Source organism: Mesorhizobium metallidurans STM 2683 (genome assembly GCF_000350085.1).
Taxonomy (GTDB): Bacteria; Pseudomonadota; Alphaproteobacteria; order Rhizobiales; family Rhizobiaceae; genus Mesorhizobium; species Mesorhizobium metallidurans.
In genome coordinates, this window is the sequence record NZ_CAUM01000112.1 from 40,007 (window position 1) to 63,912 (window position 23,906).

The following is a 23,906-nucleotide window of genomic DNA, read 5'->3' on the forward strand; positions in this document are numbered from 1 at the left end:
GGGAAGTGCTGCAAACGCAAGCGCTGCCGTTCAGGGTGCGGCGATCAGCGCACCGGTGTCGTCACCGCATCTTGCCCTTCGGCACCCTGACACGCCTGAAAATCGCGACGATTTCCTCGCGGGTGCACTCGATGGCGCCAAGCCGCACCGCGCGGTCGCGTTCGAAGCCGGTTATGTCATAATGCGGCGCCGATGTCTTGGGCGGTCCCTGATAGGATGAGCGCTTGATGCCAAGCTGGGCGGCAAAGCGGTGCAACTCGTCTGTATCGTCGGCCAGAAGATGGCACCAGCGGTGGCCGACCCACTTCCAGATTGCCGCGTCGACATAGACCGCCATCAGGCTTGCCGCACTCCGTCACCCGGTCCGTATGCCGGGTCGTCATGCCAGGATTCCGGCATCAGCGATGATAGAAGGGATTCGGGTAGAAAATGAAGCCGCCGCCGGCCTCAACCTGACCGACGATTGCGGTGATGGCGTCCTGCATGCGGCGGTGCAATTCGGCAAGCGCCTCGTCGACCGAGCCCTGCCAGGCATGCAATCCGAGCGGCTCCGGCGCGCGGATATGGGCGCGACGCGGCCCTGCCGGCTGCGGCACGAAGCGGTTGATCGTGTCGCGCAGGGTGCCCTTGCAGTAATCGTTGCGGATGCGTTTCAGGTGCTCGGCGATCTCCTCTTGCGTGATGCGCGGACTGGACCATGCCCACGGCCCGACACGCTGGATACGCTGGATGGTGTCCGCCAGCGTCCGGACCTGCTTCTGCTCTTCGGCATCGCCCGCCCCTTCCCGCAGCCAACGGCGCGACCGGCGCAAAAGCTCGGCGATTTCATCGATTCCAGATTCGACTGGGGCGGATTCGACTGGAATTAGTTTCCCAAGGCGCCGGCTTAATTCGGTCAGCAATCGCTTCTGACGCGCGGCATAGGAGGCCTGCGCGTCAGGCAACATCTCGCAGGTGCTCTCATCGCGGGACAAGAGCGTTGCATAGATATGGTGGACCCGCCCCGACAGCGTATCGGCGGCATGACGTTCGACTTTCAGGCTCTTCTCGACATAGCCGCATTCCCGCGCCAACGCCGGCTCGACATCCCCGGTGAAGGCCAGCTTCCAGACGACCGGCGCGACGCACACCTTGAAATCCCCGTCCGTTGCGCGACCGCACTTGAGCGCTTCGAACCCCATCTCGACGGCCCCTGGCAGCAACGGGGCAACGACATTGGCATGCCAGCCGACGCCGCCCTCGGGATGCAGGAGCACGCCATGCCCTTTCAGCGCCCAGGCGACCGAATGTTCCTTGGCCGCTCCGCTGTTACCGGGGATCTGCGCGATCAGATTGTTGGCCAGCCAGAATTTCTGCATGATCCGGCCGAGACCGTTGACGACGCCATGCGTGGCCCAGGATGCCGCGAGCGGGCTGACCTGAGAGACGATCTCCTTGTCGATCATCCAATCGGTGAAGAATTCCGGATGGTTGGGCGTGATGAATGTCGCCTTGCCGCCGCCGCAGCAGGCCTTCAGCCGCTGCCTGTCATCATCGGGAAATTCTATGTGGCGGACATTGGCGACGCCACGCAAACCGGCCAGAAGATTGAACGGCAACAGGTCGCGCAAGCCGGGAACGCCGTGCAGCATGACAATCCGGTTGACGAAAGTCATGATCCTGATCAGCGCCGGACTGGGCTTCGGCGCCACGAACACATCGATTCTGCTCAACCTGATCCCCCGAGGTAGACGCCGGGGAAAGGATGAAACGCAATTGCGGCGTGTTCAAGTCATCAAGCCTGTTTAGCCAGCGTCGTGGCTAACCAGGCCGGGGACAGGCGCTATTTCGTCGGGCAGGGCTTCGACTGATCGAACAGCGACAGGTTGACCAGCTTGCCGGTCATAGAGAATTCGCCATAGTTCATGACCATGTCGCGCGTGATGCCGTTCTCAAGCAGCTTGAAGCTGATCCGGTATTCCGGCACCTCCTCGCCCGACTTGTCGGTGTCGTCGAAATAGGCGATGTCGACCGGCCAATATTTGTCGGTCGCGAGCTTGGCCAGCGCCGGCGCTTCCGGATCGGCCTTGTCGGCATCGGCTTTCTTGCCGACGACGACGGTCGTGGCCATCACCTTATCGGCGTCTTCCGAGCCGTCGAACAGATTGGTTTCGTAGAAGTTCTCGCCCTTTTCGGCCTTGCCGATCAGTTCGACCAGATGCTGGGTCGGGAATTGGGTGGCAGCCAGTTCGATGCTGTTCCTCTCCGGCTTGTCCAAATCGACCTTGAGGCCCTTCGTTTCCTTCGTTGCGGTGCCCTTGACCTCCTTGTCGAGGTTCTGGTCGACGAAGGATTTCGTTACGAACGAGAAGGTCTTGCCTTCGGCGTCCTCGAAGGTCGTCGTCTGCTGGTCGGTCAGCCGCGTGTTGTCGCCGGTGACGATCTGGGTGACCATGCGGAACTTCACCGTGTAGCCTTCGCAGGGCGAGCCATTGAATTCGTAGACCATGCGCCCGGAAATGCCGGTGATGCCGGAACGATCCGACGCCTTGTCCAGGGTGATGTCATAAACGGCGCGATGCGCCTGCAGCGCCGGCACGGCAAAAGCAGGAGCCACTGCGAAAAGCGCCGGCAGCAGAACGGCATGGAATGCGAGGCGCGTTGCGCGCATGAGGGGCTCCGATCATCGCGGCCGATGGCAGGCCGCAGGGAAAGATGGTCCAGCTTAAAAAAAGTCATGGCGGAAGCGAGGCAAAAATAGCAATTTCGGCCCGGCCTGCGCGGCAACATCAAGCAATAGGGAAATACCATGAGTGAAACAATCGAAAAGCGGCTAAGCGATCTCGGCGTGACGCTGCCTGTCGCCGCCACACCCGCCGCCACCTACGTGACTTATTGCAGGACCGGCAACCTGCTGTTCACCGCCGGGCAGTTGCCGCTGAAGGACGGCAAGCTGCATGCGAGCGGTCTGCTCGGCCGCGACGTCGACACTGCAGCCGGCAAGGAAGCGGCAAAATATTGTGCGATCAACTTATTGGCGCAGGCCAAGGCCGCCCTCGGCGATCTCGAAACAATCCACCGCCTGGTGAAGATCACCGTCTTCGTAGCCTCGACGCCGGATTTCGTCGAGCAGCATCTGGTTGCCAACGGCGCTTCAGATTTTTTCGTCGCAGTGCTTGGCGACCGCGGCAAGCATGCTCGCTCCTCCGTCGGCACCACCTCCCTGCCGCTTAATGCCGCAGTGGAAATCGAAGCGATCTTCGAAGTCGAGTGAGCCAGATATGACCGACCTTTCCTGGCTGACCGCCCGGCCCGTTGCCCATCGCGGCTTTCACGACATGAACAAGAAGCGCTGGGAGAACACGCTTTCCGCTTTCGCCGCCGCGGCCGAGCGCGGCTATGCGATCGAATGCGATGTGCATTTGTCGTCGGATCGCGTTCCCGTCATCATCCATGACGACGACCTCAAGCGGCTGACCGGCCAGGACGGCTTCGTCTGGCAGCGCACGGCGGCCGAACTGACGGCGCTCAGGGTTGGCGGCACCTCGGACCATCTGCCGACGTTGCAGCAGGCGCTCGATCTGGTCGGTGGCCGCGTGCCCATGGTCGTCGAGTTGAAAGGTGTTCCCGGCCATGATGAAGGCCTGGTCGAAAGCGTCGGTAAGATGCTCAAGCGCTACAAGGGCAAGGCGGCGATCATGTCGTTCGACCATTGGCTGATCCGCGACTTCCCCAAACATGCGCCTGGCATTCCAGGCGGGTTGACCGCCTACGGCAAGGACGTCAAGTTGATCGAGGCGCATTTCGCCATGCTGGCGCACGATCTCGCCTTCACCTCCTATGCCGCCGGCGACCTGCCGAACCGGTTCGTCTCCTTCGTGCGCGAAAAGCTCAAAATGCCTGTCATCACCTGGACCGTGCTCGACCAGCCCGCGGTGGAGCTCACCTTTAGATATGCCGACCAGATGACGTTCGAAGGCTTCGAACCCGATCACGTGAAGGTGGCCTGAAGCGGGCTTGCATGGCCCACTTTGGCGCTTAAATTAGCCCGATGGATCAGGGTGATGAATGCGGCGGACAGACGGCGAATGGGCAGTATTCGATCCGCGTAGCCGCCGGCATCGGTGCCTTCACCCGCGATGAATGGAATGGCTTCGGCAGTACCACGCGCACTGACACAGAAAATGGCTACAACCCCCTTGTTTCGTTCGCTTTTCTGAGCGCACTCGAAGACTCCGGCTGCGCCGTTCGGCGCACCGGCTGGCAAGGCCACCACCTCAGGCTGGAGACGGCGCAAGGCAGGTTGCTCGGCGCCGTGCCCTGCTATCTCAAGTCGCACAGCCAGGGCGAATATGTGTTCGACCATGGCTGGTCCGATGCATTCGAACGCGCCGGCGGACGCTATTATCCAAAACTGCAATGTGCAGTGCCGTTTACACCCGTTACCGGCCCTCGCCTGCTGGTCCGCAAGGGCGAGGACAGCGATGCCGTGAAGGCCGGGCTGGCTGCAGGCCTGAAGGCGGTGACGGAAAAGCTCGGCGTGTCTTCCGGTCATGTCACCTTCGCCCAGGAGAAAGACGTCGACACGCTTGAGGCGGCAGGCTTCCTGCACCGCACCGACCAGCAGTTCCACTTCTTCAATGAAGGCTTTTCGAACTACGACGACTTTCTCGCCACGCTGGCTTCACGCAAGCGAAAGGCGATGAAGAAGGAACGGCGCGAGGCGCTCGCTCACGGCATCTCGATCGACTGGCTGACCGGCGGGGATTTGACCGAAAGAGTCTGGGACGACTTTTTTGCGTTCTACATGGACACCGGCAGCAGGAAATGGGGCCGGCCCTATCTCAGCCGCGAATTCTTCTCGATGATCGGCGAGCGCATGGCCGACGACATCCTGCTGGTGATGGCCAGGCGCAACGGGCGCTACATTGCCGGCGCCATCAATTTCATCGGCTCGGATGCGCTTTACGGCCGCAACTGGGGCTGCATCGAGGACCACCCCTTCCTGCATTTCGAGGTCTGCTACCATCAGGCGATCGACTTCGCCATCGAGCGCAAGCTGAAGGTCGTCGAGGCGGGTGCGCAAGGCGAACACAAGCTGGCGCGCGGCTACAGGCCGGTCACCATGCATTCGGCGCATTACATCGCGCATCCCGGCCTGCGCAACGCGGTGGCCGACTATCTCAGGCGCGAACGGCGCGAGGTGGAACGGATGGGGGACTATCTTGAAGAACACACCCCGTTCCGCAAGGATCTCGAAGAATAGGCCGAAACCTGGTCGACGTTGCCCGACGTCTTGCCGCGCGAAGGCGGCTTCGCTACACGGGGCTGAACATATCTGGAGGGCGCCATGGCCGAAACCGCCTACGATCCCGGCAACATCTTCGCAAAGATACTGCGCGGGGAAATCCCGTCGCATCGCGTCTACGAAGATGACGCGGTCGTCGCCTTCATGGATGTGATGCCGCAAGGACCGGGCCATACGCTCGTGCTGCCGAAGGCGCCTTCGCGAAACCTGCTCGACGCCGATCCGGCTACGCTCGGCCCGCTGTTTGCCATCGTGCAGAAAGTGGCGCTAGCTGTAAAAAAGGCCTTCGACGCCGATGGCGTTACCATCATTCAGTTCAACGAGCCGGCATCCGGGCAGACCGTCTATCACCTCCATGTCCACGTCATTCCGCGCTTCGATGGCATCCCCTTGAAGCCGCATACGGGACAGATGGAAAGGCCCGAGGTGCTGGTGGAAAACGCCGGCAAGATCCGGACGGCGCTAAGCAACTGATCCGGTCGCAGGCGGGCTCCAGCCGACTTGCGATTGCGCCAGGTTTCGAAAGGCGGTCGGCTGCGGGCCGTGGTCAAGCCGCCACCTGATCGCCTCTGCACACTGCTGCGGGCTTAGCAGCGACGTATCGACCTCCAGGTCATAGATGCCCGGCCGGTGTACCTCTTCCTGCCACAGACGCACGGGCCGCGGCATCGGATCGTCGCTGGAGCCGGTGACATAGCCCTTGTCCGCCGCGCTCCGCGCGCGCCGTTCAAGAATCACCTCGATCGGGCAGCGAACCCCTACGAAAAGAACCGGCAGGCCGGTGAGCCGACCGGCGCAATCGGCCAGGATGTTGAGCGGCTTCGAATAGGCATCGTGATGACCGAGATCGGCAACGACATTCAGCCCCGACCGGCTGTGGGCGGCTATCGATTCATAGAGCGCGGCATAGAATCGGGGCACGTGCATTTCGAGATCGGGGCGCTCCCCGCCGGGGCGCAGGCCAATGCCCGGACGAAACTTGGGCGGCGTGGTCTGTGCGAAGGTATCGACACCAAGGTTCATCCAGACGCCGTCGAACGTCTCCTGGATCGCCTGGACAATGCTTGACTTTCCCGATCGCGGCGCACCGTTCAGAATGATGATTTGCCCGACTTGCACGCGGCCCCTCCTAACAAAAAAAGCCCCGTTGCCGGGGCTTTTTTGACTCCAGAGCTTGTCAGCCCTTGCGGGGAAGTTGCGGCACCAGGCTGCGCTTGCCGCCATCCTTGACCTTGGACTCCGGCTTCTGTGCCACGGCCTTTTTCGCGGCGGGCTTTTTCGCCGCTGCCTTCTTGGCCTTGGGCGCATCGTCCAGCTCTTCCTTCTTCGGCTTGACCGGCGCCTCGTCGGCCAGCGATTCGAGCTTCAGGCCGGTCTCGCCGGTCTCCTTCTTATCGACGGTGACACGCACCGTGCCGCCCTTCTTGAGCTTGCCGAACAGCACCTCGTCGGCCAGCGGCTTCTTGATGTGTTCCTGGATGACCCGGCCGAGCGGCCGTGCGCCCATGCGCTCGTCATAGCCCTTGTCAGCCAGCCAGGCGATCGCGTCCGACGACAGGTCGAAGGTGACGCCACGCTCGGAAAGCTGGGCCTCGAGCTGCATGACGAACTTCTGCACCACCTGATGGATGACCGGCACCGGCAGCGAGCCGAACGGGATGATCGCATCGAGACGATTGCGGAATTCCGGCGTGAACAGCCGGTTGATCGCCTCGACATCGTCGCCTTCGCGCTTGGTCGAGCCGAAACCGATCGCCGCGCGCTGCGCATCCGACGCACCCGCATTGGTGGTCATGATCAGGATGACATTCCGGAAGTCGATCTGCTTACCGTTGTGGTCGGTCAGCTTGCCATGGTCCATTACCTGCAACAGGATGTTGAACAGGTCCGGATGCGCCTTCTCGACTTCGTCCAGCAAGAGCACGCAATGCGGATGCTGGTCGACGCCGTCGGTCAAGAGGCCGCCCTGGTCGAAGCCGACATAGCCGGGAGGCGCGCCGATCAGCCGCGAGACCGTGTGACGCTCCATATATTCCGACATGTCGAAACGGATCAGCTCGACGCCAAGCGAGGCAGCGAGCTGCTTTGCCACTTCGGTCTTGCCGACACCGGTCGGGCCCGAGAACAAATAGGAGCCGATCGGCTTTTCCGGTTCGCGCAGGCCGGCGCGCGCCAGCTTGATCGCCGAGGTCAGCGCCGTGATCGCGGTGTCCTGACCGTAGACGACGCGCTTCAACTCGATGTCCAGACCCTGCAGCACCTTCTCGTCGTCGGCCGAAACCGTCTTCGGCGGAATGCGGGCCATGGTGGCGATCGTCGCCTCGATCTCCTTGATGCCGATGGTCTTCTTGCGCTTGGCCTCCGGCACCAGCATCTGCGAGGCGCCGGTCTCGTCGATCACGTCGATCGCCTTGTCCGGCAGCTTGCGGTCGTTGATGTAGCGGGCCGACAATTCGACCGAGGCCTTGATCGCCTCGCTCGTGTAGCGGACCTTGTGGAACTCCTCGAAATAGGGCTTCAGGCCCTTCATGATTTCGATGGCGTCCTCGATGGTCGGCTCGTTGACGTCGATCTTCTGGAAGCGCCGCACCAGGGCACGGTCCTTCTCGAAGAACTGGCGGAACTCCTTGTAGGTGGTCGAGCCGATGCAACGAATCGCGCCGGACGACAGCGCCGGCTTCAACAGGTTCGACGCGTCCATGGCGCCGCCCGATGTTGCCCCTGCCCCGATCACGGTGTGGATCTCGTCGATGAACAGCACCGCGCCGGGATAATCCTCGAGCTCCTTGACGACCTGCTTCAGCCGCTCCTCGAAATCGCCGCGGTAACGAGTGCCGGCGAGCAGCGTGCCCATGTCGAGCGCAAAGATGGTGGCGTTGAACAGCACTTCCGGCACGTCGCCCTCGACAATGCGCTTGGCGAGGCCTTCGGCGATCGCCGTCTTGCCGACGCCGGGGTCGCCGACGTAGAGCGGGTTGTTCTTGGAACGGCGACACAGCACCTGGATGGTGCGGTTGATCTCGCTCTCGCGGCCGATCAGCGGATCGATCTTGCCAGCCTTGGCCTTGTTGTTGAGGTTGACGCAATAGGCGGTCAGCGCGTCCTGCTGCTGCTTCTTCTTGCCGTTTTCCTCCTGCGGCTCGGCGCCGTTCTGGCCACCCTGCTCGTCGTCGGCGCCGCGCGGCGTCCGCGTCTCGGATGCGCCGGGGCGCTTGGCGATGCCGTGCGAAATGTAGTTGACCGCGTCGTAGCGGGTCATCTGCTGTTCCTGCAGGAAATAGGCGGCATGGCTCTCGCGCTCGGCGAAGATGGCGACAAGCACATTGGCGCCCGACACTTCCTCGCGGCCGGACGACTGCACATGGATCACTGCACGCTGGATGACGCGCTGGAAACCGGCCGTCGGCTTGGAATCCTCGTCGTAGCCGGTAACGAGATTGTCGAGCTCGGTGTCGATATAGGTCAGCACCGTATGCTTCAGATCGTCGAGATCGACATTGCAGGCGCGCATGACGGCGGCCGCCTCGGTGTCGTCGATGAGCGCGAGCAGCAAATGTTCAAGGGTTGCGTATTCATGGTGCCGCTCATTGGCGAGCGTCAGCGCTTGGTGAAGCGCCTTTTCCAGGCCTTGGGAGAAAGCCGGCATGTTACCTCACTTCTTCTCCATCACGCATTGCAGCGGATGCTGATTCTGTCGGGCGAAATCCATGACCTGGGACACTTTGGTCTCGGCCACCTCGAATGTATAGACCCCGCACTCGCCCACTCCATGATTGTGAACATGAAGCATGATGCGTGTGGCGGCTTCACGGTCCTTCTGGAAAAAACGCTCCAGCACGTGAACCACGAATTCCATGGGTGTGTAGTCGTCGTTGAGGATGAGGACCCGGTAAAGGCTGGGCTTCTTGGTCTTGGTTTTGGTGCGCGTGATGACGGCCGTACCGCGACCGGCCTCGTTGCCGTCGCTGCCGTTTTGCATGCGCGCCACGTCTCTCGTGGCAGTCAAACCGATCGTCACGTAGTCCTGCCTTTTCGAATCCCCATGCGAGTTCGACATGTAGGTGTTCGATGGACGATTTTAAGCCCTTCTGTTTAGCTGACAATATGGCTAGGTGGCCAAACTTGACGGATTTTCGCAATCGTGAAGCCAGCAGAGCCCCTGATTTGAAATTGCCATGAAAAAACCCGGCCGCGCTTCCGCGACCGGGTCTGTCTTACAGGCTCGGGGCCGTCTTCACATCATACAGACAAATTACTTCGCCTTTGCGACGATCGATTCGAACGGCTTGTAGGCTTCCTTGGCGAGTTCGGCATAGAGATCGCCGATCTTGGTGGCTTCGGTGACGAAGGATTCGTAGGACTGCTTGGCGTAGTCGGACTGGATCTCGATCGCCTTCTCCAGCGACTTGGCCGAGACGAGTTTCTCGACTGCGGCGCTGCCGGCTTCGAAGCTCTTCTTGGTGTATTCGCCCGCTTCGGCTGCAATGGCCTGAGCGCTCTTGGAAAGCGACGCAAAGCTCTTCAAACCGGTGTCGGCAAACTCTTTGCCGTATTTGCTGAAATCTTCGTAGGTCTGGGTCATTTCCGCATTCCCTTGATGGCGGCCTTTGACGGCCGCCCTGAACGATGGGCGTCCTATCCGGCCGTGTTGTGCAATGCACGTCAATATATTGTGCGCCGCACAAAAGTCAAGATTTGGCCAACATCGGCGACTCCGCCACACCGGCAGTGCCTAAGATTCGAATAAAGAGAAGCTCAATCCCGAAGAAAATGGTGAACGCGGCGGTTACCATAAACGGATTGGTAACGCTGGCCGCGTTAGCGTGGCCGGAAGTGAGGCAGGACCCTTTGCCGCCTCCAGCGCAACAAAAAATTCAAAGGAACTATCGGTGCGTCAGGCGTTGTCGGGCATTCTTTCCAAATCCGCGTCCTCTCTGAAAACGATCATGATCCTCGCTTTTGCGATGACATTTGTCGTTGCCGGGGCCGCTTCATCTTATGCGGCCAGGTCCGCCGCCATCGTCATCGACGCCAAGACCGGCAAGGTGCTTTATTCGTCGGATGCCGACGGCCGGCGCTATCCCGCCTCGCTGACCAAGATGATGACGCTTTACCTGACCTTCGAGGCCATGGCGAAGGGCAAGATCGCCAGGAATTCCCCGGTCGTATTCTCGGCACGTGCCGCTGCCGAGCCGCCGACGAAACTCGGCGTCCGGCCCGGCGGGGCGGTCACGGTCGAGACTGCGATCCTGTCTATGGTGACCAAGTCGGCAAACGACTCGGCAACGGCGCTCGGCGAGCTCCTCGGCGGCAATGAAGCCAATTTCGCCCGCATGATGACCGCCAAGGCCCGGGCGCTGGGCATGAAGTCGACCGTTTTCCGCAATGCCAATGGCTTGCCAGACCCCGGTCAGTTCACAACCGCGCGCGACATGGCGATGCTCGGCATCGCGCTGAGAGAGCATTATCCCCAGTATTACGGCTATTTCTCGCAGCGCTCGTTCCTTTATGGCCGCAAGCGCATCAACGGCCATAACCGGCTGCTCGGGCGCATCAAGGGCGTCGATGGCATCAAGACGGGTTACACGCGGGCCTCCGGTTACAATCTCGTCTCCTCGGTCTCCGACGGCGATCGCCGCATCGTGGCGGTGGTCATGGGCGGGAATTCGGGCGGCAGCCGCGACAACCAGATGGCCGGGTTGATCAACGCCTACATGCCAAAGGCGTCGTCGCGCGGCGGCGGCGTGTTGATCGCCAAGGCCGGCGGCGGCAACCCGATTACAGCACTGGCCAAGGTGTTCCTGCCCAAGCACGACGCGCCGACGCCGGACGAAAAGCCGGGCAATGATGCCGTTGCCGCTCTTGTCGAGGAAAACGCGCCCATCGTCGAGGAGACTACTCCCGTCGTTCAGACCAGAAAGGTCAAGACGGTGGCCGTGGCCACAGTGGACGACATAGCGACGGCCCGGGTTGCAGCCGCCTATGCCGAACCGGAGGCGATCGACCCCGTCAATACCGCATCGGTGCCGTCGGGCTGGGCAATACAGGTCGCTTCTTCGCCCAAACGGTCCGAGGCCCAGGCTTTCCTCGACAAGACGACGAAGCAGGCGCCCGCGGTCCTCGCCGACGCGTCCGGTTTCACCGTCGCTTTCGACAAGGACGGCGTCACCTACTACCGCGCCAGGTTTGGCGGCTTCGGTTCGAAGAACGCCGCCTGGAAAGCCTGCAGCGCCCTGAAGAAAAAGAAGATCGAGTGCTACGCCGTCCAGCAATAGGCGGTGTGGAAGAACGCCTCCCGGGAAATTCTGCGTCGAAGGAGACTAGTTGTGATTGGAGAGCAAGACATCCTTGGCTTCGTTGATCCGCGCCGCAAGGAAAGACGTGCCACCGATATCGGGGTGCAGGCGTTGCATCAGGCGGCGGTGCGCCTTGCGGACATCCGCCGCGGCGGCCCCCGCTTCAAGACCAAGGATCTTGTAGGCCTCCTCCTTAGTCATGGCGCCCGAACCTGGCGCAACACCCAGCCCTTCGCCACCATTCGCCTCAGCGTCTTTGCGCCAGACGGGAAATCTGCTGTCAAGATACGTCTCTAGCAATTGGCGGCTCTCCGGGTCGCCGGAAAGCTCGCGGTAAAGCTGCTGCAATTCCGCAAGCCCCATGGCGCCGAGCATCTTGCCTTCATGGCGACCGGCCAGCACGAGCCCTTCCAGGCCGCCGGTATCGTGATCGAGCTCCATTTCGAGTGCCGCGGTACGCACCGTCGAATGCTTGCCCGGCGACAGCTTCGCTGGCGGCCGTTTCATCCGCACGGAGCCATACCAGGCGAGCGCCGCCGACAGGATCAAACCGCCAATGCCCTGGCGTCCGACCAGCAGCACGGCAACCCCGACCAGCGCCAACAAGAGAGGCCCGACCGTCCTCATCCCGCTTGCGAGTTGCTTAGGGTCGGCGTGGACGAAGACTGTGGCGACGCCGAGAAGCACCAGAACGAGTGCTACAAACAGAATAATCGCGCCCATTATTTCCTGCCGCCCCGCAGATGCTCGATCATCAGCCGGTCTTCCGGCCTGCCTCGGGCTTCCAGTGCTGTCAACCCGCCGGTCGCAAACACGGCGACCGCCGAAAGCAGGCTGGCCAAGGTCGCGGCGGCCCGCCGATCAAATCGGAACCATGCCCCTTTGGACAGCCGCGCGATTTCCTTGAACGCCTTTTCCGCGCCGGAATCATGACCCTCCTGAAAGACGAAGACAGGAACGCCATGCAGGCCGAGGCTGCCGGCTTTTGCGGCAAGGTCGTCGACATTTTCTTCCATCGCGTCGCCGATATAGACCAGCGCATTGACCTTGGATGCCGCCGTCTGTTTCAGGGCATGGACAAGCACCTTGCCGATCTGGGTGTTTCCGCTGCGGCATTCTATCCGCGTCATCAGTTGCTTCAGAGCGTCTGTGTTGGTCACGAACGCGGATGAACGGCATTCGCCCAGACCGCGAAAATACACCAGTTGAACCTTCAGTGCCCCGGCCTTGCCGACGGCGTCGAACATCTCGCCCTGCAGCGCACAGGCGAGATCCCAGGTCGGCTGGCGGCTCATCGTGGCGTCGAGGGAAAGGATCAGCCTGGCTGAACCGGTCGCGGACGCAGCAAGCGTCCTCGCTCGGCGTACAAAGGCGTCTATTTCGCCGGTGCTCGATTGAGGCTTGACCGGCGCAGGATCGGTCCTTGCGGGCACGGGCTGCTTCTTGTCGCTCATGCGATTCAAGATGTGGCGTTGCCGCGCCGCTTGCAAGTCCAACGTGATGGGACTTGCAGTGCCAGCGATCAGGACAATCGGCCTCCGACCTGGCGCCTACGCGTTAGAGCAGGCCGAGGTCGGCGAGCTCGCGCCTGAGTTTCGGCGGTATCTCGAACAGCCCGGCCGTGCCCTTGCCGAGATCGGCCGGCGCATCGGAAGGTTTCAGGTAGCGCCAGCCCTGAAAGGCGCGGCGGGGCTGCCAGTCGGTGCGCACGACTTCCGGATCGAGCATAAGATGACAACGGCCGATGCCTTCATCGTCGGTGAAGGGCCGGATTTCGGTGATCAACTGGCGGCACTGGACATTGCCTTTGACCACCCAGTAGAGCGACCCGCCATCGGTGATTTCAGCGCCGCGGGTCGGCACCATGCGGGTGGTGTGCCAATGTTCGGCCGGCTCCCCGGCGCGCCGCCGCTCGTCAAGACGGAAGGCGATCCACTCTTCGAGATCCTCGACGCTGTCGCAACCGACGCAGAGTTTTATGAGATTGAGAGACATCGCCTAAGGTTTAGTCCGGCAGGCGAACACGTCAACGGCCCCGCCCGACTTCTCCACAGTGCCAGTCCCCTGGCGCCCAGCCTGGCGTTCAGTGGGTTTCAAAACGGGCTCTCAGCACTCCACCACGTTGACGGCCAGCCCGCCAAGGCTGGTTTCCTTGTATTTTTCGTTCATGTCGAGGCCGGTCTGGCGCATGGTCTCGATGGCGGCATCGAGCGGCACGAAATGAGTGCCGTCCCCCTTGATGGCCAGCGACGCGGCGGTCACCGCCTTGACCGCGCCCAGCGCATTGCGCTCGATGCACGGCACCTGCACCAGCCCGCCGACCGGATCGCAGGTCATGCCGAGATGATGTTCGAGCGCGATCTCGGCCGCGTTCTCGACCTGCTCGGGCGTGCCGCCCATGACCGCGCACAGACCCGCCGCCGCCATCGCCGAGGCCGAACCGACCTCGCCCTGGCAGCCGACTTCGGCGCCCGAGATCGAGGCGTTGGTCTTGATGATGCCGCCGACCGCCGCAGCCGTCAGCAGGAAATCGCGGATGCTCGGCTGATCGGCCTCGGGATGGAAATGCAGCCAGTAGCGCAGCACCGCGGGCAGCGTTCCGGCAGCGCCATTGGTCGGCGCGGTGACGACGCGCCCGCCGGCGGCGTTCTCCTCGTTGACCGCCATGGCGTAGATCGACAGCCAGTCATTGGCGAGCAAGGGATTGGGCCGGTTCTGCTGCCACTGCTCCTGCAGCTTGTCATGCAATTGCCGCGCGCGACGGCGCACCTTGAGCCCGCCCGGCATGATGCCGTCCTGCGACAGGCCGCGATCGATGCAGCCCTTCATGGCGCTCCAGATGCCGTCGAGACCGGCGTCGAGCTCTTCGCGCGACATCTGCGTTTCCTCGTTGATACGCTTCATGTCGGCGATGGAAAGGCCGCTTTTCGCCGCCATGGACAGCATCTCGACGGCGTTCTTGAATGGATAGGGAACCTTCTTGCCTTCCGTCGTCACCGAGCCCTTGGCCTTCATCCGCTGCAACTCTTCCTCGGAAACCACGAAGCCGCCGCCGATCGAATAGTAAATGCGCTTGAGCAGCAGCCGGTCGCCGGCATCATAGGCTGAGAAAGCCATGCCGTTGGCGTGGCCGGTGAGCGGCGTCTTGCGATCCAGCACCAGGTCCGTGGCCGGGTCAAAGCGATAGGATGGATGACCGGGCGGCGAAACCCGCTTCCCGGCAGCGATACGGGCGACAATGCCGTCGGCCTGATCGGGATCGACGTTCTGCGGCGTCTCACCGGCAAGACCAAGCACCACCGCGCGGTCGGATCCGTGGCCGATGCCGGTGTAGGCGAGCGAGCCATGCAGGCTGGCTGCGATGCGATCGACCTTGGCGCCGGCCGGACGCGGCCAGTCGTCTCCCGCGACTTCGTCGAGAAACCGCCGCGCGGCCGTCATCGGCCCCATCGTGTGCGAGCTTGATGGTCCAATGCCGATCTTGAACAGGTCGAAAACCGAAAGGAACACGCGCAGCTGTCTCCGTACCGAAACCTGCATATAGGTATTCCCATGATGTTTCTGCTCTTTTGAAGGTCGCGGCGCAGCACCTGCCGACTTTGTTTGCTCCGGCAGCGACATGGCCGCGTTCAGCCATCGAAGCGACCCCTCCGGCTGTGGTAAAAGGCAATGCATGGGCGATTCCTTCCATCTGTCGACGGCCGATTTCGCGGCCCTGGCCTTCTTCCTCATCGTATGGGTGCTGCATACGCTTGCCTCCGACGGAAAGCTGTTCAGCCGCGTGTCGCTGACGACGGCAATGAACGCCCAGCGCGAAACCTGGATGCGGACCATGGCCGAGCGTGAGATCCGCATCGTCGACACCGCCATCATGAGCGGGCTGCAGCAGGGAACCGCCTTCTTCGCTTCCAGTTCGCTGATTGCGCTGGGTGGCTGTTTTGCCTTGCTTGGCGCTTCCGACCAGGTTGTTGCGGTGCTGAGCGACTTGCCCCTCGGCGAGACAGCGTCGCGCGCGGCCTTCCAGATGAAGGTGTTCGGCCTGGTGCTGATCCTGGCCTTTGCCTTCTTCAAATTCGGCTGGGCCTACCGGCTGTTCAACTATTGCTCGATCCTGATCGGCGCCGTGCCCATCCCGCATGGCGAGGCCTCGCGTAACCCGGTGACCGAAATGGCGGTGTGGCGGGCGGCGCGCATGAACATGCTGGCCGGAAAGCACTTCAATTCCGGTCTGCGCGGCGTGTTCTTCTCGATCGGCTATCTCGGCTGGTTCATCGACCCGATGGTATTCGTGCTGTCGACGCTGCTGCTTCTGGCGGTGCTGGTGCGCCGCCAGTTCTTTTCCGCCGCGCGGCAGGCGGTTATCGGTCAGCCGCCCGGCCTATCAGCTGGTCCGGGGAAGAGCCGATCGATCCGGCCCGACAGCCAATAGGCCATCAGCCCGATCCATTCACGAACCGCGGTGGTGGTGACCTCCAGCGCGTTGTAGGGGGGAAATGAGCCGATGCTTTCCGTGCCGGAGGTCATGTAGTCGACAGGCCACGGAACGGTCGGAAAGCCGGCCTTGTCGAACAGCGCCGTGGCGCGCGGCATGTGGAAGGCGGACGTCACCAGCAGCCAGGTCTCGCCGGGTTTCGGTGCGACCAGTTGCCTGGTAAAGGCCGCATTCTCATAGGTGTTGCGGGATTTGTTCTCTAGGATCAGCCGATCGGCCGTCACGCCAAGCGCGGTGAGGAGGCGCGGCCCGGAGTCTGCATCGCCCTCACCTTTGACCACCATTTCAACGGTGCCACCGGAGATGGCGATTTTCGCTGTCGGAAAACGCCGCGCCAGCACGGCCGCCTGGACGATCCGGTCTCCGGCGCCATTAATTTCATAGCCGCCACGCACGGCATTGATGGCACTCTCCAAACCGCCGCCCAGCACGATGATACCGTCGACCCTTGCTGGCAGCGGCGGCCTGGGGAAGCGGTCCTCCAGCGGACTGATCATTATTGCGCCGAGTTCCGTCCATGTCGAAAGCACAAGAATGAGAACGGCAAGGACGCTGCCGGCGGTTGCCAATCCTCGCCGGCCGGACATCGCCGCGACCAGCCCCGCCAGCAGCAGGAAGATCGCAAAATTCAGCGGCTGGACAAAGAACCAGAGAAATTTGGAAAGATAGAAGAACATTCCTCACCCCCACCGCAACGGCCCGAAAATCGGAATCGATTTCCGGAAAGCACGGTGCGTAGACCAAACGTGTTAGAGCGTACTTTGTGCATCCGGATGGATGCATGTCGCTCCAATGCATGCCGCCCAAAAGCGCTTAGCGGTTCTGGTGTAACGGCATGCATAGACCGGGGCTAAAGCGCCCCGCATCATTCAAACGCGATGCCTAAAGGACTACCACCACTTTTCCGGCTGAAAGCTGCCGGCCGCCTGCTCGATGACATGGGCGGTCTGGAACAAGGTTTCCTCGTCGAAGGGACGGCCGATAAGCTGCAGGCCGAGTGGCAGGCCCTTGGCGTCGAGGCCGGCCGGTACGGCGATGCCCGGCAGCCCGGCCATGTTCACCGTCACGGTGAAGATGTCGTTGAGGTACATCTTGACCGGGTCGGCCGCCATGTCCTCGTCCGCGATGCCAAAGGCCGCCGACGGTGTCGCAGGGGTCAGAATGACGTCGATGCCCGCCGCGAACACATTCTCGAAATCCCGCTTGATGAGGTTTCTCACCTTCTGCGCCTGCAGATAGTAGGCGTCGTAATAGCCGGCCGAGAGCACATAGGTGCCGATCATGATGCGGCGCTTGACCTCGCGGCCGAAGCCGGCCGCCCGGGTGTTCTCATACATGTCGACAATATCCTTGCCGGGCACGCGCAGCCCATAGCGGACGCCGTCATAGCGGGCGAGGTTCGACGAGGCTTCGGCGGGCGCCACGATATAATAGGCCGGCAAGGCATATTTCGTGTGCGGCAAGGAAATGTCGACGATCTCGGCGCCGGCATCCTTCAGCCAGGCAATGCCCTTCTGCCACAGCGCCTCGATCTCCTCAGGCATGCCGTCGACGCGATACTCCCGGGGAATGCCGACCTTCATGCCCTTGATAGGCTTGCCGATCGCCGCCTCGTAATCGGGCACCGGCCAGTCGACCGATGTGGTGTCCTTCGGATCGACCGAGGCCATGGATTTGAGCAGGATCGCGGCGTCGCGCACGTCGCGGGCGATCGGCCCGGCCTGGTCGAGCGACGATGCGAACGCGACGATGCCCCAGCGCGAGCAGCGGCCATAGGTCGGCTTGATGCCGACCGTGCCGGTGAAGGCGGCGGGCTGGCGGATCGAGCCGCCGGTGTCGGTGGCGGTGGCGCCGGCGCACAGGAACGCCGAGACCGCCGAGGCCGAACCGCCGGAAGAACCGCCCGGCACGAGCTGGGCATTGTCCAGCGTCTGCGCGGTCCTGGTGCCTCCGGCCGAGACGAAGCCGCCATCGCCCTGATGCGTGGTCGGCATCACCACCGTGTCAAGGCGCGAACGCCGCCACGGATTGACGACCGGACCATAGTAGGACGTCTCGTTGGACGAGCCCATCGCGAATTCGTCCATGTTGAGCTTGCCGAGCATGACGGCGCCATCGGCCCACAGGTTGGTGGTCACGGTCGATTCGAAGCGCGGCTTGAACCCGTCCAGCACGTGGCTGCAGGCCTGGGTGTGAATGCCCTCGGTGCCGAACAGATCCTTGATCCCGAGCGGGATGCCTTCGAGCGAACCGCCCTCGCCCTTGGCCAGTTTCGCGTCCGAGGCCTTGGCCATCTCGCGCGCCTTGTCGTCGGTGACCGCGACATAGGCGTTGAGCGCCGGATTGGCCCGCTCGATCGCCGAGAGATAGGCTTCGGTGATCTCGGTCGCGGTGATTTCCTTGGCGCACAGCTTGGCGCGGGCCTGCGAAATCGTCAGTTGCGTCAGGTCGTTCATCGGGCAAGGCTCTTTTCGTAAAATACCGACCACTCGGTATCAGGGTAATCCAGCACCGGACCGCAGCGCGAGAAACCCGCGCGTTCGTAAACGGTCCAGGCGGCGGGGTGGCGGTCGCCGGTCTCCAGAACCAGGCGTTTCAGCCCTTCGCTGCGCGCCAGTTCCTCGACCCGCTCGACGATTTTCGCGCCGATCTTCTGGCCGCGATGTGAGGGCCGCGTATACATGCGCTTGACCTCGCCGATTGCGCCGTCGTGGCGTTTGAGCGCGCCGCAGCCGATGGCAAGGCCGTTGTCGCGGGCGATGAAGACGGTGGTGGTCCTGTCGGCCATCTGCTCGACGGTCATGTGGTAGCAATGCTCCGGCGGCGTCAGTTCGAGCAGCGTGGTGTTGAGCTCCTCGACCAGCCCGCGCACATCGTCCTGCAATGGCGTCTCGATGGCGATCTCGATTGCCATCGGCTGCTACTCCACGACCTTCGGAACGAGGAAGAAATTCTCTTCGGTCGCCGGTGCATTGGCGACAATGTCGGCCGCCTTGTTGCCGTCGGTGACGACGTCCTGGCGTTTCTTCATCTCCATCGGAGTGACCGAGGTCATCGGCTCGACGCCGGAAACGTCGACCTCGTTCAACTGGTCGACAAAGCCGAGGATGGCGTTCAACTCGCCGGTCATGCGCTCGGCATCCTCCTCGCTCACCGCAATGCGGGCGAGACGCGCAACGCGCTTCACAGTCTTGACATCAACGGACATATTTGTCGCCTCGGGAAAACCAGGTCGCGCTATAGCGGCGCTGCGCGTGCCGCGCAACATGCATCATGCCGACAACGCGGCTGCAAGCGTCTATGGCAGCGCCACGCCGTCGCAGAGGAAATAGCTGCCGCTGTTGCCGCTTGCCTCGCTTTCGTCGTCGACGGGCCGGACGGAAACCAGGTCGACCTGCTTCGGGCTCATTTGCGTGACCGATAAAACGTCCGGAAAGAGATAGCCCGGCTCCTGGCAGATGGCGGTCACCGCCCAGCTCGGTGAACGTGTCGCCTTGGTGATCTCAAGGAATTCGCAATTATATTCGATGCTTTCCAGGCCGCGGGCCGACAGCACGATGTTGCCGGCCTCGATCACCGTCCGCAGCGTATCCTTCTTGGCTTGAGCGCAAAGATCCTCGGATTGGAGATAGACACCCTCAATGAAATCCTCCGCTGCAGGCGCAGGCGACGCCGCAACCAGCATCGAAATGCAAAGAGAGCTCCTCAAAGCCATGTTTTCATTCCGTTTTGGTGTCTTCCACCCTGTATCTTCTACAAGGTAATCGTCTCGCCGATCTTCGGCAATGCCACTTTCACATCCGACCCGTCCATCCCCGCCACGAACTTTTCGGGCGTCGGGTCGATCATCGGAAACGTGCCGAAGTGACTGGGAATGACCGTATCGAAATCGAAGAAGCGCCGGCAGGCAAGGGCCGCCACCGCGCCGCCCATGGTGAAGCGGTCGCCGATCGGCACGATGCCGATCTTCGGCTCGTGCAATTCGTTGATCAGCGCCATGTCGGAAAAAATGTCGGTGTCGCCCATATGGTAGAGCGTCTTGTCCTCCGGAAAATGCAGCACAAGCCCGCCCGGATTGCCAAGATAGGTGTTCTGGCCATTGTCGCCCGGGAACGACGAGGAGTGCAGCGCCTGGACGAAGGTGGTGGTGAAGCCGCCGCAATCGACAGTGCCGCCGATATTTCCTGGGTTGATCTTCTTGTCGCTGACGCCCTTGCCGACCAGGTACATGCAGATCTCGAAATTGGCGACCAGCATGGCGCCGCTTTTCCCGAGCACCTCCAGCGCGCCGCTGATGTGGTCGCTGTGGCCGTGGGTCAACAATACATGCGTGACCCCTTCCGCCGGTCCTTCCCAACCACCGGTCCAGGACGGATTGCCGATCAGATAGGGGTCGATGAGGATTTTCGCGTCGGCGGTCTCGATGCGGAATGCCGAATGGCCGTACCAGGTCAGTTTCATGAATGCTTTCCTCGATTTTTGCTTCACCAGAGGATAGAACGCCGACGGCAAAGTTAAAGTGCTGCTGCGTCCTCTGCGCGTACAGGACGCACCGCGCCATAGTCAAAAGGAAAGCGGTTGAGCGTCATCACGATCGAGGAGTTGCCGGCGCGGCTCAGCGGCGGCAAGACGCTGGCCGGGCTCGATCTGGGCGACAAGACGATCGGCGTGGCGGTTTCCGACCGGGGTTTTTCCTTCGCCCATCCGCGTCCCGTCATCATGCGCCGGAAATTCTCCCTCGATGCCGCCGCGCTGCTGGCCCTGCTGCAAAAGGAGAACGCCGGGGCCGTGGTGCTTGGCCTGCCGGTCAACATGGACGGATCGGAAGGGCCGCGGGCCCAGAAATCCCGCGCCTTCGTCCGCAATATGGCTGGCCTGACCGACCTGCCCTTCGTTTTTTGGGACGAGCGGCTGTCGACGGTGGCGGCCGAGCGGACATTGATCGAGATGGATTTTTCGCGTCGCAAACGCGCCGGCAAGATCGATTCGGCCGCTGCGGCCTTTATCCTGCAAGGCGTTCTCGACCGGCTTCAGAGGCTTGGCGTCGATGCCTGGTCGAAATAGCGGTCGCGCATTGTCCTTAGCCAGCCGCCGATCGCCCGGCGCCGGCGAAACGCCCAAAACGCCATCAAGAGCAACCCGTCGATGACGCAGGCCTTCGCTACCATGCCGGGAATGATCGCCGGATCGACGCCAAGCATCTGCCCGTAAAGCTGGAAGACGAGATCATGCAATTGCCGGCTGAGCATCACATAGCCGAAATTGATATCGTTGAGCGACAGGAAGAACCAGCCCCAGAACAGGACGAGCGGAGCAGCCCAGAGTGCGAACAAATAGCGCATCAGCGGCCATCCCTCGGGTTGGTGTCCGATCGACCGGAGATGCGCGACAGCAAGGAACTGTGCGCCGCGTCCTTCGCCATCAGATGCGCGGCGGCCCGAATGTCGGCTCTGGCCGGAACCGCTGCGGCAAAGGCCGAGCGCCGCTCAGCAAGCATGGCGACATAGGAAGCCAGAAGTGCGGCCAATTGCACGGCGACAGCCATGAACAGCCCATTGATGCCTTGCGCGGCACCGCCGACCAGAATGAGCGACAACACGCCGGAAGCCGAGATGAAGGCGGTGCGCACGACGCTGTCGACAGCTTGCGGGTCTGGCACGCCGCTGATCAGGGTCTCAACGAAGGCCCAGCAAAACAGCACCGCGACGACAAGCAATGCGACGGCAAGCGGCGCCACGACGATGGCGTTTTCGAGATCGCCGAAATGGGCATTCTGAACGGCAACACCCAACACGCCGAGCGCTGCCGCCACACCGCGATTTCCGTCAATGCAGATGAACGCCAGCAGGGCGAAAGCCACCGCCCAGTGCAAGGCCAGAAAGGAGGTCAATATATACCGCATGGTGTTCCTGCTTTGATAAACAGGACAGTGGGCTTTGCCGTCTGCCACCGCAATGGAAACCATTTGTTAAGGTTAACGGCCATCCACAGGGACGCGACAAAGGACAAATTCCCTGTCAAAACCCTCTCAGTTGACCGGCGGATAGAGCGTGTCGATGATCATGCGGGCATCGTGGCGCGAATCGAGCATGCCGTAGGTGTTGCGCCACTGGCCGGCTAGCCGCGTCTCGACGAAAGCATCGGCTATCCGCCCTGCTCCCAGCCGGCGCAGCTCCGCCGCCGCCGCCGACAGCGCCAGTTGCTCCGTGAGCAGCCGCGCCGAGCCCTCATCGGTTGCCGCGACCTGCATCGCCGCCTTGAGCACGCCGATGGTGCCACGCCCGCCGGCGCCGAGATCGCGGTCGATGCCGCTCAGCACCTCGTCGAACAGGCCGGGCGCCCGGCCGAGCACACGCAATACGTCGAGCGCCATCACGTTGCCGGAACCCTCCCAGATCGCATTGACCGGCGCCTCGCGATAAAAGCGGGCAAGCGGCGCTTCCTCGACATAGCCATTACCGCCCAGGCATTCCATCGCCTCGTAGAGCAGCGGCGGCGCGATCTTGCAGACCCAGTATTTGACGACCGGGGTCATGGCGCGGGCGAAGGCCGCCTCGCCACGGTCGCTGGCCGCCTCGTCGAAGGAACGCGCCAGCCGGAACGACAGCGCGGTGGCGGCGGCGACGTCGAGCGCCATGTCGGCCAGCACACGCTGCATCAGCTGCTGCTCGATCAAATTGGCGCCGAACACCTGGCGGTGGCGTGTGTGGTGGACGGCCTCCGCCAGCCCTGCCCGCATGATCGCCGACGAGGCGATGGCGCAGTCGAGCCTGGTCAGCGTCACCATGTCCATGACCGTCTTTATGCCGGCGCCGGGCTCGCCGACCATTTCGCCGATGGCGTTGACGAACTCCACTTCGGACGAGGCGTTGGAGCGGTTGCCAAGCTTGTCCTTCAGCCGCTGGAAGCGGAACCCATTGCCTGATCCATCGCCGAGAATGCGGGGAACGAGGAAGCATGAAAGCCCCTCCGGCGCCTGTCCGAGCACCAGGAAGGCATCCGACATCGGCGCCGACATGAACCATTTGTGGCCGGTCAGCCGGTAGAACCCGCTGCCGGCACGCTCGGCCCTGGTCGTGTTGGCGCGCACATCCGTGCCGCCCTGTTTCTCGGTCATGCCCATGCCGAGCGTCAGCCCTGTCTTTTCGACCGGCGGCTTCTGGCTCTGGTCGTATTTGCGAGTCGTCACCCTGGGCGCCCATTCGCGAAACAGCTTCGGGCTGGCCATCAGCGCCGCCAGCGATGCGCTGGTCATGGTGATGGGGCAGAGATGCCCGGTCTCGAGCTCCGCCGTCAGGTAGAAACGCGCGGCGCGCACCTGATGGCGGCGACCGACCTCGGCATCGCCATTTTCCCAGACCGAGGAATGCAGGCCGTTGGCCACCGAACGGCGCATCAGCGCATGATAAGCCGGGTGGAACTCGACCTGATCGATACGCCGGCCCTGCCGGTCATGGGTCCTGAGCTTCGGCGTCTCGACATTGGCAAGACGGGCCAATTCCTGCGCCTCCTGCGTCAGCACGAAACGCCCAAGCCCGTCGAGATCCTTGCGCACCGGATCGGAAAAGCGCTCGGCAAGCTGGATCAGCAACGGATCGCCTCGCCACGCATTGCCGCCCGTCTGCGGCGGCGGCTGGTTGATCACGTCGTCGGTCACGCACTGTCCTTGTTGTCTGAAGGCTGCGAAGCTGTCTGAAGGCTACGAATCCGAAGCCGTTGGGGGTTATAGCCCAAGCGTTGCTGCGCGCGCGACGAAAAACCGGGGAGAAGGGCCGCAATCCAAAGCTGGTGCTTGCGGCTGCAAAATCTGAGCCCTATAGCAGCGCCTTGA

Annotated in this window: 27 protein-coding genes; 7 read left to right on the forward strand and 20 right to left on the reverse strand. The window is 62.4% G+C overall.

Annotated elements, in window-relative coordinates:
• Positions 1-61: 61 nt before the first annotated feature.
• From MESS2_RS18445 to MESS2_RS18455, 3 genes are all read right to left on the reverse strand, one after another.
• The gene (locus MESS2_RS18445) at positions 62-337 is read right to left on the reverse strand and encodes a DUF4031 domain-containing protein (RefSeq protein WP_008875916.1); all 276 of its coding nucleotides are present in this window, start codon (positions 335-337) and stop codon (positions 62-64) included.
• Positions 338-398: 61 nt separating this feature from the next.
• Positions 399-1,712, reverse strand: coding sequence for a lysophospholipid acyltransferase family protein (locus MESS2_RS18450; protein ID WP_008875917.1), 1,314 nt, complete (start codon positions 1,710-1,712; stop codon positions 399-401).
• Between the two features lie 110 nt (positions 1,713-1,822).
• Positions 1,823-2,650 carry a cell envelope integrity EipB family protein gene (locus MESS2_RS18455; protein ID WP_008875918.1) on the reverse strand — a complete coding sequence of 276 codons (828 nt, stop codon included), beginning with the start codon at positions 2,648-2,650 and terminating at the stop codon, positions 1,823-1,825.
• A gap of 138 nt (positions 2,651-2,788) precedes the next feature.
• Here MESS2_RS18455 and MESS2_RS18460 point away from each other — a divergent pair, with 138 nt between their 5' ends.
• From MESS2_RS18460 to MESS2_RS18475, 4 genes are all read left to right on the forward strand, one after another.
• Positions 2,789-3,253: a RidA family protein gene (locus tag MESS2_RS18460; protein WP_008875919.1), complete on the forward strand. Its 465-nt coding sequence runs from the start codon at positions 2,789-2,791 to the stop codon at positions 3,251-3,253.
• Between the two features lie 7 nt (positions 3,254-3,260).
• Complete coding sequence (locus tag MESS2_RS18465) at positions 3,261-3,989, forward strand: glycerophosphodiester phosphodiesterase (RefSeq protein WP_008875920.1); 729 nt, start codon at positions 3,261-3,263, stop codon at positions 3,987-3,989.
• A gap of 41 nt (positions 3,990-4,030) precedes the next feature.
• Positions 4,031-5,245, forward strand: a complete 1,215-nt coding sequence (locus MESS2_RS18470; RefSeq protein ID WP_008875921.1) for a GNAT family N-acetyltransferase — start codon at positions 4,031-4,033, stop codon at positions 5,243-5,245.
• Between the two features lie 84 nt (positions 5,246-5,329).
• The gene (locus MESS2_RS18475; protein ID WP_008875922.1) at positions 5,330-5,761 is read left to right on the forward strand and encodes an HIT family protein; all 432 of its coding nucleotides are present in this window, start codon (positions 5,330-5,332) and stop codon (positions 5,759-5,761) included.
• Here MESS2_RS18475 and MESS2_RS18480 read toward each other — a convergent pair.
• From MESS2_RS18480 to MESS2_RS18495, 4 genes are all read right to left on the reverse strand, one after another.
• Positions 5,750-6,406 carry a chloramphenicol phosphotransferase CPT family protein gene (locus tag MESS2_RS18480; RefSeq protein WP_008875923.1) on the reverse strand — a complete coding sequence of 219 codons (657 nt, stop codon included), beginning with the start codon at positions 6,404-6,406 and terminating at the stop codon, positions 5,750-5,752. The two genes, MESS2_RS18475 and MESS2_RS18480, sit on opposite strands and share 12 nt — an antisense overlap.
• Before the next feature lie 58 nt (positions 6,407-6,464).
• Entirely contained in the window at positions 6,465-8,933 is a 2,469-nt protein-coding gene (gene clpA, locus MESS2_RS18485; protein WP_008875924.1) for an ATP-dependent Clp protease ATP-binding subunit ClpA, read from the reverse strand.
• Between the two features lie 6 nt (positions 8,934-8,939).
• Positions 8,940-9,266, reverse strand: coding sequence for an ATP-dependent Clp protease adapter ClpS (gene clpS / locus MESS2_RS18490; protein ID WP_036241697.1), 327 nt, complete (start codon positions 9,264-9,266; stop codon positions 8,940-8,942).
• Between the two features lie 273 nt (positions 9,267-9,539).
• Entirely contained in the window at positions 9,540-9,869 is a 330-nt protein-coding gene (locus MESS2_RS18495; protein ID WP_008875926.1) for a phasin family protein, read from the reverse strand.
• 307 nt (positions 9,870-10,176) lie between these two features.
• Here MESS2_RS18495 and MESS2_RS18500 point away from each other — a divergent pair, with 307 nt between their 5' ends.
• Positions 10,177-11,562 carry a D-alanyl-D-alanine carboxypeptidase gene (locus MESS2_RS18500; RefSeq protein WP_008875927.1) on the forward strand — a complete coding sequence of 462 codons (1,386 nt, stop codon included), beginning with the start codon at positions 10,177-10,179 and terminating at the stop codon, positions 11,560-11,562.
• A gap of 45 nt (positions 11,563-11,607) precedes the next feature.
• On the opposite strand, the gene MESS2_RS18505 is transcribed toward MESS2_RS18500, so the two are convergent.
• From MESS2_RS18505 to MESS2_RS18520, 4 genes are all read right to left on the reverse strand, one after another.
• On the reverse strand, positions 11,608-12,306 hold the full coding sequence (locus tag MESS2_RS18505; RefSeq protein ID WP_008875928.1) for a DnaJ domain-containing protein: 699 nt from the start codon (positions 12,304-12,306) through the stop codon (positions 11,608-11,610).
• Entirely contained in the window at positions 12,306-13,037 is a 732-nt protein-coding gene (locus MESS2_RS18510; RefSeq protein WP_008875929.1) for a vWA domain-containing protein, read from the reverse strand. Before MESS2_RS18510 ends, MESS2_RS18505 begins: the two co-directional genes overlap by 1 nt.
• Positions 13,038-13,140: 103 nt before the next feature.
• Complete coding sequence (locus tag MESS2_RS18515; protein WP_008875930.1) at positions 13,141-13,578, reverse strand: DUF1489 family protein; 438 nt, start codon at positions 13,576-13,578, stop codon at positions 13,141-13,143.
• 111 nt (positions 13,579-13,689) lie between these two features.
• Positions 13,690-15,093: an L-serine ammonia-lyase gene (locus MESS2_RS18520; RefSeq protein WP_040593509.1), complete on the reverse strand. Its 1,404-nt coding sequence runs from the start codon at positions 15,091-15,093 to the stop codon at positions 13,690-13,692.
• Positions 15,094-15,256: 163 nt separating this feature from the next.
• Between MESS2_RS18520 and MESS2_RS18525 the strand changes: the two genes are divergently transcribed.
• Positions 15,257-16,012 carry a DUF599 domain-containing protein gene (locus tag MESS2_RS18525; protein WP_008875932.1) on the forward strand — a complete coding sequence of 252 codons (756 nt, stop codon included), beginning with the start codon at positions 15,257-15,259 and terminating at the stop codon, positions 16,010-16,012.
• Here the strand turns inward: MESS2_RS18525 and MESS2_RS18530 are convergent.
• From MESS2_RS18530 to MESS2_RS18555, 6 genes are all read right to left on the reverse strand, one after another.
• Positions 15,949-16,752, reverse strand: a complete 804-nt coding sequence (locus tag MESS2_RS18530; RefSeq protein ID WP_008875933.1) for a YdcF family protein — start codon at positions 16,750-16,752, stop codon at positions 15,949-15,951. The genes MESS2_RS18525 and MESS2_RS18530 overlap by 64 nt on opposite strands.
• A gap of 213 nt (positions 16,753-16,965) precedes the next feature.
• Positions 16,966-18,531 carry an amidase family protein gene (locus MESS2_RS18535; protein ID WP_008875934.1) on the reverse strand — a complete coding sequence of 522 codons (1,566 nt, stop codon included), beginning with the start codon at positions 18,529-18,531 and terminating at the stop codon, positions 16,966-16,968.
• Positions 18,528-18,989 carry a GNAT family N-acetyltransferase gene (locus MESS2_RS18540; RefSeq protein WP_008875935.1) on the reverse strand — a complete coding sequence of 154 codons (462 nt, stop codon included), beginning with the start codon at positions 18,987-18,989 and terminating at the stop codon, positions 18,528-18,530. The genes MESS2_RS18535 and MESS2_RS18540 overlap by 4 nt, the downstream gene beginning before the upstream one ends.
• Positions 18,990-18,995: 6 nt before the next feature.
• Positions 18,996-19,283: an Asp-tRNA(Asn)/Glu-tRNA(Gln) amidotransferase subunit GatC gene (gene gatC, locus MESS2_RS18545; RefSeq protein WP_008875936.1), complete on the reverse strand. Its 288-nt coding sequence runs from the start codon at positions 19,281-19,283 to the stop codon at positions 18,996-18,998.
• Positions 19,284-19,373: 90 nt separating this feature from the next.
• The gene (locus tag MESS2_RS18550) at positions 19,374-19,790 is read right to left on the reverse strand and encodes a hypothetical protein (protein WP_083918593.1); all 417 of its coding nucleotides are present in this window, start codon (positions 19,788-19,790) and stop codon (positions 19,374-19,376) included.
• Between the two features lie 38 nt (positions 19,791-19,828).
• Complete coding sequence (locus MESS2_RS18555) at positions 19,829-20,536, reverse strand: metal-dependent hydrolase (RefSeq protein ID WP_008875938.1); 708 nt, start codon at positions 20,534-20,536, stop codon at positions 19,829-19,831.
• 117 nt (positions 20,537-20,653) lie between these two features.
• On the opposite strand from MESS2_RS18555, the gene ruvX reads away from it, so the two are divergent.
• Entirely contained in the window at positions 20,654-21,139 is a 486-nt protein-coding gene (ruvX, locus tag MESS2_RS18560; protein WP_008875939.1) for a Holliday junction resolvase RuvX, read from the forward strand.
• Here the strand turns inward: ruvX and MESS2_RS18565 are convergent.
• From MESS2_RS18565 to MESS2_RS18575, 3 genes are all read right to left on the reverse strand, one after another.
• On the reverse strand, positions 21,106-21,417 hold the full coding sequence (locus tag MESS2_RS18565; RefSeq protein WP_008875940.1) for a DUF6105 family protein: 312 nt from the start codon (positions 21,415-21,417) through the stop codon (positions 21,106-21,108). The genes ruvX and MESS2_RS18565 overlap by 34 nt on opposite strands.
• Complete coding sequence (locus tag MESS2_RS18570) at positions 21,417-21,977, reverse strand: hypothetical protein (RefSeq protein ID WP_008875941.1); 561 nt, start codon at positions 21,975-21,977, stop codon at positions 21,417-21,419. The genes MESS2_RS18565 and MESS2_RS18570 overlap by 1 nt, the downstream gene beginning before the upstream one ends.
• 126 nt (positions 21,978-22,103) lie before the next feature.
• Positions 22,104-23,732 carry a DNA alkylation response protein gene (locus MESS2_RS18575; RefSeq protein ID WP_008875943.1) on the reverse strand — a complete coding sequence of 543 codons (1,629 nt, stop codon included), beginning with the start codon at positions 23,730-23,732 and terminating at the stop codon, positions 22,104-22,106.
• Positions 23,733-23,906 lie beyond the last annotated feature (174 nt).